This is a genomic window from Stenotrophomonas sp. YJH_SMC_12-1 (genome assembly GCF_059370935.1).
Window position 1 is genome coordinate 70928 of sequence record NZ_JCAFUD010000002.1, and the last position, 11929, is coordinate 82856.

General features: G+C 65.0%; 12 protein-coding genes and 6 tRNA genes. 17 read left to right on the forward strand and 1 reads right to left on the reverse strand.

The features are described 5' to 3' along the window. Positions 1-33 precede the first annotated feature (33 nt). The 6 genes from grxC (at position 34) to AC5P8Y_RS03780 (ending at position 4762) form a co-directional block, all read left to right on the forward strand. Positions 34-324 (forward strand): glutaredoxin 3, encoded by a 291-nt coding sequence (gene grxC, locus AC5P8Y_RS03755; protein ID WP_004154541.1) that lies wholly within the window; start codon positions 34-36, stop codon positions 322-324. Then, entirely contained in the window at positions 321-713 is a 393-nt protein-coding gene (locus AC5P8Y_RS03760; protein WP_049433210.1) for a carboxymuconolactone decarboxylase family protein, read from the forward strand. Before grxC ends, AC5P8Y_RS03760 begins: the two co-directional genes overlap by 4 nt. 320 nt (positions 714-1033) lie before the next feature. Then, positions 1034-2038: an isocitrate dehydrogenase gene (locus tag AC5P8Y_RS03765; protein WP_033835461.1), complete on the forward strand. Its 1005-nt coding sequence runs from the start codon at positions 1034-1036 to the stop codon at positions 2036-2038. 243 nt (positions 2039-2281) lie between these two features. Further along, complete coding sequence (locus AC5P8Y_RS03770) at positions 2282-3025, forward strand: cysteine hydrolase family protein (RefSeq protein WP_049403860.1); 744 nt, start codon at positions 2282-2284, stop codon at positions 3023-3025. A gap of 53 nt (positions 3026-3078) precedes the next feature. Next, positions 3079-3987 (forward strand): LysR family transcriptional regulator, encoded by a 909-nt coding sequence (locus tag AC5P8Y_RS03775; RefSeq protein ID WP_033835463.1) that lies wholly within the window; start codon positions 3079-3081, stop codon positions 3985-3987. 25 nt (positions 3988-4012) lie between these two features. Next, the gene (locus tag AC5P8Y_RS03780) at positions 4013-4762 is read left to right on the forward strand and encodes a sulfite exporter TauE/SafE family protein (protein WP_049403862.1); all 750 of its coding nucleotides are present in this window, start codon (positions 4013-4015) and stop codon (positions 4760-4762) included. A gap of 60 nt (positions 4763-4822) precedes the next feature. Here AC5P8Y_RS03780 and AC5P8Y_RS03785 read toward each other — a convergent pair whose 3' ends face one another. Continuing rightward, a complete protein-coding gene (locus AC5P8Y_RS03785) occupies positions 4823-5581 on the reverse strand; it encodes a Bax inhibitor-1/YccA family protein (protein WP_005408265.1) in 759 nt (252 codons plus the stop codon). A gap of 181 nt (positions 5582-5762) precedes the next feature. Here AC5P8Y_RS03785 and AC5P8Y_RS03790 point away from each other — a divergent pair. The 11 genes from AC5P8Y_RS03790 to clpX all read left to right on the forward strand — a co-directional run bounded on the left by AC5P8Y_RS03790 (position 5763) and on the right by clpX (position 11879). Next, positions 5763-5839: transfer RNA gene (locus AC5P8Y_RS03790), tRNA-Pro, on the forward strand. Positions 5840-5878: 39 nt separating this feature from the next. Continuing rightward, positions 5879-5955: transfer RNA gene (locus tag AC5P8Y_RS03795), tRNA-Arg, on the forward strand. A gap of 143 nt (positions 5956-6098) precedes the next feature. Continuing rightward, positions 6099-6836 carry a BPL-N domain-containing protein gene (locus AC5P8Y_RS03800; protein WP_005408266.1) on the forward strand — a complete coding sequence of 246 codons (738 nt, stop codon included), beginning with the start codon at positions 6099-6101 and terminating at the stop codon, positions 6834-6836. A 188-nt stretch (positions 6837-7024) separates the two neighbouring features. Beyond that, positions 7025-7101, forward strand: a tRNA-His gene (locus AC5P8Y_RS03805). A gap of 79 nt (positions 7102-7180) precedes the next feature. Next, a tRNA-Lys gene (locus tag AC5P8Y_RS03810) sits at positions 7181-7256 on the forward strand. Positions 7257-7453: 197 nt separating this feature from the next. Further along, positions 7454-7529 (forward strand) — tRNA-Lys (locus tag AC5P8Y_RS03815). A gap of 221 nt (positions 7530-7750) precedes the next feature. After that, complete coding sequence (locus AC5P8Y_RS03820) at positions 7751-8050, forward strand: hypothetical protein (protein WP_049403864.1); 300 nt, start codon at positions 7751-7753, stop codon at positions 8048-8050. A 139-nt stretch (positions 8051-8189) separates the two neighbouring features. After that, positions 8190-8274 (forward strand) — tRNA-Leu (locus AC5P8Y_RS03825). Positions 8275-8464: 190 nt separating this feature from the next. Continuing rightward, positions 8465-9760, forward strand: coding sequence for a trigger factor (tig, locus tag AC5P8Y_RS03830; RefSeq protein WP_049403865.1), 1296 nt, complete (start codon positions 8465-8467; stop codon positions 9758-9760). A 76-nt stretch (positions 9761-9836) separates the two neighbouring features. Then, the gene (clpP, locus tag AC5P8Y_RS03835; RefSeq protein WP_004146318.1) at positions 9837-10463 is read left to right on the forward strand and encodes an ATP-dependent Clp endopeptidase proteolytic subunit ClpP; all 627 of its coding nucleotides are present in this window, start codon (positions 9837-9839) and stop codon (positions 10461-10463) included. A 126-nt stretch (positions 10464-10589) separates the two neighbouring features. Continuing rightward, on the forward strand, positions 10590-11879 hold the full coding sequence (gene clpX / locus AC5P8Y_RS03840) for an ATP-dependent Clp protease ATP-binding subunit ClpX (protein ID WP_004154600.1): 1290 nt from the start codon (positions 10590-10592) through the stop codon (positions 11877-11879). The last annotated feature ends 50 nt before the right edge of the window (positions 11880-11929 follow it).

Sequence of the window (11929 nt, forward strand, 5' to 3'; positions counted from 1 at the left end):
TATGTAGACCGTCGATCCATCGTGGAGTTTCCCGTGACAGCCCAGACCGCCGGCGGCGCCCCCGCCATCACCATCTATTCCACCGCCGTCTGCCCGTATTGCGTGGCCGCCAAGAACTTCCTGAAGAGCAAGGGCCAGCAGTGGACCGAGGTCCGCATCGACCTGGACCCGGCCGAGCGCGAGAAGATGATGGCACTGACCCGCCGCACCAGCGTGCCGCAGATCTTCGTCGGCGACGTCCACGTGGGCGGCTACGACGACATGATGGCCCTGCACCGTGAAGGCAAGCTCGAGCCGCTGCTGGCCGGGCAGGGCCAGGCATGAGCGCGGCCGACGACGGCAGCAAGGACCGCATCGCCGAATTCACCGAGTTCCGCAAGCGCATGAACGAACGCATCCTGGGCGAACCGAACCAGGTGGTGCGGCGCTTCTTCGCACTGGACACGCAGACCTACCAGGCCGGCGCGCTGGACGTGAAGACCAAGGAACTGCTGGGCCTGGTGGCCTCGATGGTGCTGCGCTGCGACGACTGCATCAGCTACCACGTGGCCCAGTGCAAGGACGCCGGCGTGACCCGTGAAGAGTTCTTCGAGACCTTCTCGGTCGGCCTGGTGGTCGGCGGTTCCATCGTGATCCCGCACCTGCGCCGCGCGGTCGACTTCCTCGACCAGCTTGAAGGCGGCGCCAGCGCTCCGGCAGCGCACGAGCACTGAGGGTAGTGCCGGCCGCTGGCCGGCATCGCCTGAACTCGACCTGGCCGAGGTTGCCGGCCAGCGGCCGGCACTACCGCCAGCGCGCTGGGGCCTGTCCAGCGATCCAGCAGCCCAGGAGCCCCTTCTTGTTGAAGGGGCGCGCCGACAGGCGGGGGTAGAGGAAGAATGCGCGGGCAATTATGCCTTTGCCGGGGTCAGGACCATGGTCTACTTGGGTAGCCGGCCCCGGCTAAGGCATAATTGCCGGTGAAACTTCCTTTGCGCCGGCGTTTCCGGGCACGTCCGGACGGCGTTTTTCCCCCTGTTCGGAACATCGATCAATGACGCAGAAAATTACGGTCATCCGCGGCGACGGCATTGGCCCGGAAATCATGGACGCCACCCTGTTCGTGCTCGACCAGCTCAAGACTGGCCTGGAGTACGAAGACGCCGACGCCGGCCTGGTGGCCCTGGAAAAGCACGGCGACCTGATGCCGGCGGTGACCCTGGAATCGATCGCGCGCAACAAGGTCGCGCTGAAGAGCCCGCTGACCACCCCGGTCGGTGGTGGCTTCACCTCGATCAACGTCAGCCTGCGCCGCCATTTCGACCTGTACGCCAACGTGCGTCCGGCCCACACCTTCCCGAACACCAAGTCGCGTTTCGACAACGTCGACCTGATCACCGTTCGTGAGAACACCGAGGGTGCCTACCTGGCCGAAGGCCAGGAAGTGTCGGCCGACGGCGAGACCGCCTTCTCCGGCACCCGCATCACCCGCAAGGGCTCCGAGCGCATCGTGCGCTACGCCTTCGAGCTGGCCAAGAGCACCGGCCGCAAGAAGGTCACCGCTGTGCACAAGGCCAACATCATCAAGTCGACCTCGGGCCTGTTCCTGAACGTCGCCCGTGAAGTGGCCGCGCAGTACCCGGACATCGAGTTCCAGGAAATGATCGTCGACAACTGCTGCATGCAGCTGGTGATGCGTCCGGAACAGTTCGACGTGATTGTCACCACCAACCTGTTCGGCGACATCATCTCCGACCTGTGCGCCGGCCTGGTGGGTGGCCTGGGCCTGGCCCCGGGTGCCAACATCGGCAAGGACGCGGCGATCTTCGAAGCCGTGCACGGCACCGCGCCGGACATCGCCGGCCAGGGCAAGGCCAACCCGTGCGCGCTGCTGCTGGCAGCCGCGCAGATGCTGGACCATATCGGCCAGCCGGAAAACGCCGAGCGCCTGCGCAAGGCCATCGTGGCCACCATGGAAGCCAAGGATTCGCTGACCGGCGACCTGGGCGGTACCGGCACCACCATGAGCTTTGCCCAGGCCATCGCCAGCCGCCTGTAAGCGGCCGGGCGACCTCGGTTGAATCCACAGCGGGGCGCCTTCGGGCGCCCCGTTGCGTTGTGGGCTGACTCGTAGATCCACGCCATGCGTGGATGGCGGGGCTTTGGTCCGCAGCCACCCATGGGGGGGTCTACAGGGGTTGTCTGTGCGTATTTCGCACAGATCATGTGCTGTTGCACGGCTGGTTCGTGCGCCATCCGCTCTGCATCCTGTGCCCACTTTCCACTGCACAGGAGTCGCTCCATGAATCTCACCGCCTTCGGCCTGGCCAGCCTGATCGGCATGGCCGCCACCATTCCGGTTGTTGCCGCCGAGTCGGCCCATCCCACCATCCGCTATATGGCGGGCGCGCCGGTCGCGACCTCGCTGGATGCAGCGAGGACCGCCGTGCTGGTGATCGACTTCCAGAACGAGTACTTCGATGCCAAGGCCGCGCCGGGCTTTGCCGGTGGCCGCATGGTCATTCCCGATGGCGTGGCCGCACTGCGCCAGGCCAAGCGGGTGGTCGCGTTCGCCGATGCCCACGGCATCCGCGTGATCCACGTGCAGCACGTGTTGCCGGCCGGTGCACCGCTGTTCGCGCAGGGCAGCGTCAATGCCGACTTCCATCGCGACCTGCAGCCGCGCAAGGGCGAGACGGTCGTGCAGAAGGACAACGTCAGTGTGTTCGCTGGCAGCTCGGCCGCGGTGCTCGACACGGTGCTGAAGGATGCCGGCATCGACACCCTGATCGTCACCGGCCTGCAGACCCATGCTTGTGTGGCCGGTGCCGCGCGCGACGCGGCGGCCGCACCCCGTGGTTACCGGGTGATCGTGTCGTCCGATGCCAGCGCCAGTCGTGACCTGGACCTGGCTGGTGGCCAGCGCATCGATCATCGCGCGCTGCACGATGCCTCGCTGGCGCAGATCGAAGACGCCTTCGGTGATGTCATGAGTACCGACGCGATCCTGGCGTTGCCGGTGCGCAAGGCCGGCGACGGCGCTTGATAAGCTGGCGGGGCCCGCATGCCGTGGGCCCCGCCACATGGAGTTGCCCGCCGATGGATCACTTCGCCGCCCTGCGTGCGCTGCGCGCCATCGTTGACGCGGGCAGTTTCACCGCGGCCGCTGAACGCCTGGGGACCACTCACTCGGCGATGTCACGGCAACTGCGCCAGCTGGAAGAGCATCTGCAGGTTCGCTTGCTCGATCGCAACAGCCGCAGGCTGTCATTGACCGAGGCCGGGCGCGACTACTACCGCGAGGCGGCAACGCTGCTGGACCGCCTGCAGGAGGCGGACGACCGTGCCCGCGCCGGGCAGGCGCAACCCAGTGGTAGCGTACGCATCAGCGTGCCGCAGGTCGTGGCCAGCCAGGAGTTGCAGCATTGGTTGCCGTCGTTCCTGCAGCGTTACCCGCACGTCTCGTTGGATCTGTCGGCCGATGATCAGCTGGTCGATGTCGTCGGTGGTGGGTTTGACTTGGCCCTGCGCATCGCGCATGCGTTGCCGGACAGCCAGCTGGTCGCACGTGAACTGGCCAGCTGCTCGCGCATCCTGGTGGCCGCCCCAGCCTACCTGGCGCGTCATGGCCTGCCGCGTCAGGCATCGGATCTCGCGCAGCACACGCTGCTGGGCTTCAGTCCCACACCGTCAATGCCGCCCTGGCAGCTGCAGGGGCCGCGTGGTGCCAGCATGAACATCGAGGCTGGCCAGCGCCTGCGCGTGGATGCCACGCCGGCACTGTATGCCGCCGCGCTTGCGGGAATGGGCATCAGCCTGTTCACCGCACTGACGGTGCAGGAAGACCTACGCGCCGGTCGTTTGATCCGTGTGCTGCCTGCCTGGCACGCCGGACAGCGGCGCTACTTCGCGCTGTATCCGCATGCACGTGCGCTGGCGCCGAAAGTGCGTGCGCTGGTCGAGCACCTTGCGGCGCACTACGCTGCACAGGTGGGCGCGGCAGGGTAGTCGCGCGGCTGCAATCGAGGTGGTGATGGAGTCGGTGTATCTGCTGGTCGCACTGGGCGCGATCGTCGCCGGATTCGTGCAGGGCCTGTCCGGCTTCGCCTTTGGCATGGTGGTGATGTCGTTCTGGGCATGGGGGCTGGAGCCGCGACTGGCGGCCACGCTGTCGGTGTTCGGCGCGCTGGTCGGCCAGCTGGTCGCGGTGTTCACCGTGCGCCGCGGATTCAACCTGCGCCTGCTGCTGCCGTTCGTGCTGGGCGGGTTGGCCGGCATTCCGCTGGGCGTGATGGTGTTGCCGCAGCTGGAGATGGACTGGTTCAAGGCGCTGTTGGGCGGCTTCCTGGCGTTGTGGTGCCCGGTGATGCTGATGGTGCGCTCGTTGCCTCCGGTCCGCGTTGGCGGCCGTATCGGTGATGCGATTGCTGGCATGGCCGGTGGCGTGCTCAGCGGCATCGGCGGCTTCGCCGGGCCGGTGCCGACGTTGTGGAGCACGCTGCGCGGCTTCGGCAAGGACGAGCAGCGCGCGGTCATCCAGAACTTCAATCTGGCCATGCTGGCGGTGACCATGGCCACCTATGTCGGCAGTGGCCTGGTGAGCCGGCAGATGCTCCCGTACTTCGCCATCGTGGCGCCAGCCATGCTGGTGCCGACCCTGCTGGGCGCGCGCGTCTACATCGGCATCAGCGAGCTGCGCTTCAGGCAGGTCGTACTGGGCCTGCTGACCGCATCAGGCATTGCGTTGCTGGCCTCGTCGCTGCCGACGCTGCTGGCGCGCTGAGGGAGGAACGAAAAAGGGCGCCACGAGAGGCGCCCTTTGTCGTCTATGGCATGTTCCGATTCAGCGCTGCTGGATCTTCGACAGCAGGCGCAGGAATTCCACATACAGCCAGACCAGGGTCACCATCAGGCCGAATGCGCCATACCACTCCATGTACTTCGGCGCGCGCTGGGCCACGCCGGTCTCGATGAAGTCGAAGTCCAGTACAAGGTTCAATGCAGCCACGACCACCACGAACAGGCTGAAAGCGATGCCCAGCCAGCTGGAGTCATGGATCACCGGCACGTTGATGTTGAAAAAGCCCAGCACGAACGATGCCAGGTAGAGCAAGGCAATGCCGCCGGTGGCGGCGACCACGCCCATCTTGAAGTTCTCGGTGGCCTTGATCACGCCGCTGCGGTATGCGACCAGGAGGGCGGCCAGGGTGCCGAAGGTCAGCAGTACGGCCTGGAACACGATACCCGGGTACTTCATGTTGAACAGCGCCGACACGGCGCCCAGGAACAGGCCTTCGACCAGCGCGTACATCGGCGCGGTGACCGGCGACCATTCCTTCTTGAAGATGGTGATCAACGCCAGCACCAGGCCGCCGATCGCCCCACCGATGGCGTACAGGCTCGCGCTGCCGGAAATCTGGCCGTACTCGTCGACCGCCTGGCTCCAGGCGAACGCCGCGGTCAGCACGGTCAACAACAGCAGGATGCCGGTCTTGTTGGCGGTGCCGTTGAGAGTCATCACCTGGTCGGGGCTGGTCACCACCGAGCCGCTGGCGAGGTCGAGGAAGGTCGACTCGGAAAGAGCCGGGTTGCCGCTGCGCATGCGTGTTCTCCGTGCGGATGAGGGGCTGGACGGCCATCCGGCCGATGACCGGGAGCATAGCTGATGGCTGCACGTGGTGCCGTGCCAGGCGTCGCGTTCGAGTCGCCCGCGTTGACAGTTCATGATGCGCTTGGCCACAATGATCAGCTCCCCGGGCCTGGCCCCGAGGGGATTGCAAGACCGGGGTATAGCGCAGTCTGGTAGCGCGCCTGCTTTGGGAGCAGGATGTCGGGGGTTCGAATCCCTCTACCCCGACCAATCCCACATCACGTCGGATTGGACACCGTTCCGGTCCGGGCGCCCGTAGCTCAACTGGATAGAGCACCGGCCTTCTAAGCCGGCGGTTACAGGTTCGATTCCTGTCGGGCGCGCCATTTCACCCATCTCCTGCAGGTCCTGTTGTTACCGGCCTCTGCCTGGTCCTGCGCTGTGTTGGCGCGCATTCAATCTGGTCCGTCGTGGCCGATGCATAGTCGGCCTGCCCCATGCCGGGGTGACTGCGCTGAGCCATCCCTTGATGAACACCGTTGCGCGATCGCGCTGTCTGCTGCTGGCGATGGGCCTGGGGCTTGCCGTGCAGGCGTCCGCCAACGCCCCAGTGATTGCGGTCTACCGCGGCGAGGCCGGTTGCCCAGGGTGTTCGGAGGCCGTCGAACAGGCCATCCATCGTTCGCGTCCGGACTATCACGTGGTGTTCGTCGGCCCGGGCGAGGCCGTCGATGTCGATTCGCTGGCCACGTCGCGCTACCGGGCCTATGTGCAGCCGGGGGGCGGGCAGGACATCGACGCCGCGATGGCGGCGGTGGGCGAAGAGGGGGCGGCAGTCATCCGTCGTTTCGTCGATGCAGGTGGAACCTACATCGGCCTGTGCATGGGGGCCTACCTGGCCGGTGCATCGCATCTGGGCCTGTTGGCGCAGGACCTGGACGCCGAGGCCGGCAGGCCGGGATTCCCGGTGCAGGATGAAGACGATGCCGTGATTCCCGTCGTCTGGGACGGGCGCCGCCAGACGGTGTACTTCCAGGACGGTCCCTACCTGCCCAAGGCGCCACGCGACCAAGGGTTCAAGGTGATTTCCCGCTACACCAATGGCGACATTGCGGCTGCGTCGTATCGCCACGGGAAGGGCAGGGTGGTGCTGTCGGGACCCCATCCGGAAGCGCCGACGCAGTGGTTCAAGATGGCGGAAATCCCGCTTTCGCAGATGCCGTCGGCCGATCTGTTCAAGTCACTGCTGGATGAGGATCGGCGCTGAGGCGGGCGCGTGCGCAGCGCGACGCGGAATGGCGACCGGCACATCAATGTGAAGAAATGCTTGCAATTCCTTCGCGACTCCCGGAAAATGCCGGACTCGCTTCAGGGGACGGCCTTCTGGTCCCACCCGGTCGCAACGCATCAGGTTCCACTGCTGGCAGCATCGGCAGGGGAGCAGAAGTTTCAGTGGTGGCTGTAGCTCAGTTGGTTAGAGTACCGGATTGTGATTCCGGTGGTCGGGGGTTCGAATCCCCTCAGCCACCCCACTGTTTCAACCGTATCGGCGCCGCCGGAGCGGTATTGCAATAAACAGAATGCACGCTACAATGTGTGTCTGAGTTTCACGGGCCGTTAGCTCAGTTGGTAGAGCAGTTGACTCTTAATCAATAGGTCCAAGGTTCGAATCCTTGACGGCCCACCAAGACAGAAGCCACCTGGTACGCCAGGTGGCTTTTTTCTTATAAGTGTGAACCCGTCATTTCGATGGATCACGCGCTGAAGCGCTCCGCCTGGCGGGGTTCTGCAGCGGCAGCGGGACTGCAGCGCTTGTTTCAACGATGTTGAAAAAAGTGCTTGCACCCACCGAGCGGATCGGGTCATAATTCGCGCCCCGATTTCGGGCTGTTAGCTCAGTTGGTAGAGCAGTTGACTCTTAATCAATAGGTCCAAGGTTCGAATCCTTGACAGCCCACCAGACGAAAGCCACTTGGTTCGCCAAGTGGCTTTTTTTCTTGCCTGTTTGCCGGGTTGCGCTTCATCCACGCATGGCGTGGATCTACTGAAGCGGTGCTGAAACCAGGGGCATGTGCGTCATCAGTGTTCTCAATGCTGTGCGCTGCTTCTCACCGCATTGCCTCTTTCATCGCACCCAATGGATCTTCTGCGCCGAGGGCGCATGTGAGAAGGAAGAAGCTGATGACTGATATCAACCGACTGTGCCGGATGGCGTGGGTTCCTTTCGCGTTGCTGGCGCTGATGGCCTGCGCACCTGGCAGTGACCCGGCGAAGACGGTCGAGCGCGATGCGGGCACCGGGGCCGTTCCGGCGCGCCCGATCGCCGGAGTCGCGCAGCCGGCATCGCTGGCGGAGGGTGGGGCCGCCAGCGAGGCTGTGGACCTGCGTCGCACCGATGATGGTGGCGTGGACATCCGCAAGGTGGATGCGGCTGGGCAGGGCGCTGACGCATCTGCGCGCCCTGCCGCGGCGAAACACTGAGTGGCTGCCGTCCCGAACGGTCGCCTGACTTTCGGGACGGCCTTTGGCGCGGACGATGTGCCTGCCTGTCATGTTCAGTTTTGTGCAGGCCTTCCGATTCCAGCCGGCGCCTGCGACAATGAACGCCTGTGCCGGCCACGCGAAAGTGGCGGAATTGGTAGACGCCCTGGATTTAGGTTCCAGTGCCGCAAGGCGTGGGGGTTCGAGTCCCCCCTTTCGCACCAGTGCCGGCCTGTCCCCCGCCCTGATCGGGCCCCGCTGCCCCCCTTGACCGGCACGCGCTGGCAGTGCAGGCCGAATTGGGCGAAACTAAAGGGCTGCGGCAAGCAGGCGCGTCCCAGACGTCGTGTCCTTACAACCGTTTCATCCCAATCATCGAGCCGGGGGCCTGCGCCACCGGTGGCAGGAGTCAACATGCAAGCTTCGATCGAATCCACCGGCAACCTGGAACGCCGCCTGAGCTTCTCGCTGCCGGAAGACCGTCTGCAGAGCCACATCGCCGGCCGCCTGGGCGAAATCGCCCGTACCACCCGCATCAAGGGTTTCCGTCCGGGCAAGGTGCCGGCCAAGGTGATCGAGCAGCGCTTCGGCGCGCAGGTCCGTGGCGAGGCGCTGGACGGCCTGCTGCGCGAAACCTTCGACGCGGCCGTGCGCGAGCACGATCTGCGCATCGTCGGCAGCCCGCGCATCGACAAGGGCGACGAGGGTGAATTCTCCTTCGTGGCCACCGTGGAAGTGGTGCCGGACTTCGGCGACATCGACGTCAGCAAGCTGACTGTCGTGCGCCACACCGCCGAGATCACCGACGCCGACATCGACCAGATGATCGAGAACCTGCAGAACCAGCGTCGTACCTGGGCCCCGGTCAGCCGTGGCGCGCAGGACGGTGACCTGGTCGCGGTGGAAACCTGGTCGCAGGCCGGTGAAGAGCGCCTGCCGGCCGAAGGCACCGAGAAGGGTTCGATCGTGCTCGGACAGGGCATGATGTTCGAGACCATTGAAAAGGGCCTGGTCGGCCTGGCCAAGGGCGAAGAGAAGACCCTGGACGTCGAGTTCCCGGCGGACTGGCGTGTGCCGGTGCTGGCCGGCAAGACCGTGCAGGTCACCGTCAAGGTCGCCGAAGTGTCCGAGCCGGTCGTGCCGGCGGTCGACGAAGCCTTCATCAAGAGCTTCGGCGTGAAGGGTGGCGATGTGGAGCAGTTCCGCAGCGACATCCGCGCCAACCTGGAGCGCGAGCTGAAGGGCGCCCTGATGAACCGCCTGCGCCGCGAAGTGGGCGAGCAGCTGATCGCCGCCTATTCCTCGGTGGAAATGCCGCCGCGCCTGGTCGAGAACGAAGCCCGTGCCATGCTGGCCCAGCAGGTCGAGCAGATCCGCCGCAACGGCCAGAACGTCGGCGAGATCCCGGCCGATGCCCACGAAGGCTTCAAGGAAGCGGCCGCCAAGCGCGTGCTGGTCGGCCTGCTGGTCGGTGAAGTGGCCCGCATCAACGACCTGCGCCTGGAAGCCAAGCGCCTGAACGAAACGATGCGTCTGATCGCTTCGACCTACGAAGAGCCGGAGCAGGTCATTGAGATGTACCGCAACGACCCCCAGCTGATGTCTGGCCTGCAGAACCGTGTGATGGAAGAGCAGGTGATCGACTGGATCGCCGAGCGTGCCCAGCACACCGAAGAGAAGCTGTCGTTCCAGGACGCGATCCGCCAGTAAGCCCGGGCGGATCACCGGATGCCCCGCGCCTTTGCCGGCGCGGGGTTGTTGCCCCCCAAGATAGGTACCTCACGTAATGGACAACCGAACCAAAGCCCTGAACCTGGTTCCGATGGTGGTCGAGCAGACCAGCCGCGGCGAGCGTGCCTACGACATCTATTCGCGCCTGTTGAAGGAGCGCCTGATCTTCCTCGTGGGCCCGATCGACGATCACATGGCCAACGTGGTGGTGGCGCAGTTGCTGTTCCTGGAATCGGAAAACCCGGAAAAGGACATCAACATCTACATCAACTCGCCGGGTGGCGTGGTCACCGCCGGCATGGCGATCTACGACACCATGCAGTACATCAAGCCGAATGTGAGCACCACCTGCATCGGCCAGGCTGCCTCGATGGGTGCCCTGCTGCTGGCCGCGGGCGAAGCCGGCAAGCGCTATGCGCTGCCGAACTCGCGCGTGATGATCCACCAGCCGCTGGGCGGCTACCAGGGCCAGGCCACCGACATCGACATCCACGCGCGTGAGATCCTGACCCTGCGTTCGCGCCTGAACGAGGTGCTGGCCAAGCACACCGGCCAGTCGCTGGAGACGATCGCCCGCGACACCGAGCGCGACAACTTCAAGAGCGCCTTCGAGGCGCAGGCCTACGGTCTGGTCGACCAGGTCCTGGAGCGTCGTCCGGATGAGTCGATCCAGGCCGGTTGACCGGCCTTCACGGGGCCATGGAGGCCTCGTTCCTGCAGGGTCGGGCGGGACTGGTGTCCCCTCGGCCCTGTGCTATTCTCGAATCGAACCCCCGTTCAGCGGGTGGGGTAACTGGGTAAGCGAAGCATGAGCGAAGACCGCCAAGGTCGTTCCACGGACACCGGCAAGATCCTCTACTGCTCTTTCTGCGGCAAGAGCCAGCATGAAGTGCGCAAGCTGATTGCGGGTCCGAGCGTGTTCATCTGTGATGAATGCGTGGAGCTGTGCAACGACATCATCCGCGAGGAGCTTGAGGAAAAGGCGCAGTCGGCGCGCAGTTCGCTGCCGAAGCCGCGCGAGATCCTCGAGGTGCTCGACCAGTACGTGATCGGCCAGAACCGCGCCAAGCGCACCCTGGCCGTGGCCGTGTACAACCACTACAAGCGCATCGAGAGCCGGCAGAAGAACGACGACGTCGAACTGGCGAAGTCGAACATCCTGCTGGTCGGCCCGACCGGTTCGGGCAAGACCCTGCTGGCCGAGACCCTGGCCCGCCTGCTCAACGTGCCGTTCACCATGGCCGACGCCACTACGCTGACCGAAGCCGGTTACGTGGGCGAGGACGTGGAGAACATCATCCAGAAACTGCTGCAGAAGTGCGACTACGACGTCGAGAAGGCGCAGCAGGGCATCGTCTACATCGATGAAATCGACAAGATCTCGCGCAAGAGCGAGAACCCGTCGATCACCCGCGATGTGTCCGGCGAAGGCGTGCAGCAGGCCCTGCTGAAGCTGATCGAAGGCACCGTGGCCAGCGTTCCGCCGCAGGGCGGCCGCAAGCACCCGCAGCAGGAATTCCTGCAGGTGGACACCAAGAACATCCTGTTCATCTGCGGCGGCGCGTTCGCCGGGCTGGACAAGGTGATCCAGGCCCGTTCCACCGACGTCGGCAGCATCGGCTTCGGCGCCAAGGTGAAGAGCAGCGAGCGCAAGCAGGAAGTGGGCAAGGTGCTGGCCGAAGTCGAGCCGGAAGACCTGATCAAGTTCGGCCTGATTCCCGAGTTCGTCGGCCGCCTGCCGGTGGTGGCGACCCTGGAGGAGCTGGACGAGCCGGCCCTGATCAAGATCCTGACCGAGCCGAAGAACGCCATCACCAAGCAGTTCAAGAAGCTGTTCGAGATGGAGAACGTCGAGCTGGAGTTCCGCCCGGACGCGTTGTCGGCCATTGCCCGCAAGGCGCTCAAGCGCAAGACCGGTGCCCGCGGCCTGCGTACCATCGTCGAATCGGTCCTGCTGGACACCATGTACGACCTGCCGTCGCAGGAAAACGTCAGCAAGGTGGTGGTGGACGAGTCGGTGATCGAGCACAAGTCCGAGCCGTACCTGATCTACCAGACCCCGGCGGCCCCTGAACAGAAGGCCGCAGGCGCCGAGTGATCCTTCCAGGTTGTTGATTGGAAAGGATTTTCAAGGAATGCCTTGCATCT

Excerpts from the sequence above, each read along its gene's own strand:
- tig (WP_049403865.1), top strand. The coding sequence starts at position 8,465 with ATGCAAGCTTCGATCGAATCCACCGGCAACCTGGAACGCCGCCTGAGC.
- clpX (WP_004154600.1), top strand. The coding sequence starts at position 10,590 with ATGAGCGAAGACCGCCAAGGTCGTTCCACGGACACCGGCAAGATCCTC.
- AC5P8Y_RS03800 (WP_005408266.1), top strand. The coding sequence starts at position 6,099 with ATGAACACCGTTGCGCGATCGCGCTGTCTGCTGCTGGCGATGGGCCTG.
- AC5P8Y_RS03785 (WP_005408265.1), bottom strand. The coding sequence starts at position 5,581 with ATGCGCAGCGGCAACCCGGCTCTTTCCGAGTCGACCTTCCTCGACCTC.
- AC5P8Y_RS03760 (WP_049433210.1), top strand. The coding sequence starts at position 321 with ATGAGCGCGGCCGACGACGGCAGCAAGGACCGCATCGCCGAATTCACC.
- clpP (WP_004146318.1), top strand. The coding sequence starts at position 9,837 with ATGGACAACCGAACCAAAGCCCTGAACCTGGTTCCGATGGTGGTCGAG.
- AC5P8Y_RS03780 (WP_049403862.1), top strand. The coding sequence starts at position 4,013 with ATGGAGTCGGTGTATCTGCTGGTCGCACTGGGCGCGATCGTCGCCGGA.
- AC5P8Y_RS03765 (WP_033835461.1), top strand. The coding sequence starts at position 1,034 with ATGACGCAGAAAATTACGGTCATCCGCGGCGACGGCATTGGCCCGGAA.
- AC5P8Y_RS03770 (WP_049403860.1), top strand. The coding sequence starts at position 2,282 with ATGAATCTCACCGCCTTCGGCCTGGCCAGCCTGATCGGCATGGCCGCC.
- AC5P8Y_RS03820 (WP_049403864.1), top strand. The coding sequence starts at position 7,751 with ATGACTGATATCAACCGACTGTGCCGGATGGCGTGGGTTCCTTTCGCG.
- AC5P8Y_RS03775 (WP_033835463.1), top strand. The coding sequence starts at position 3,079 with ATGGATCACTTCGCCGCCCTGCGTGCGCTGCGCGCCATCGTTGACGCG.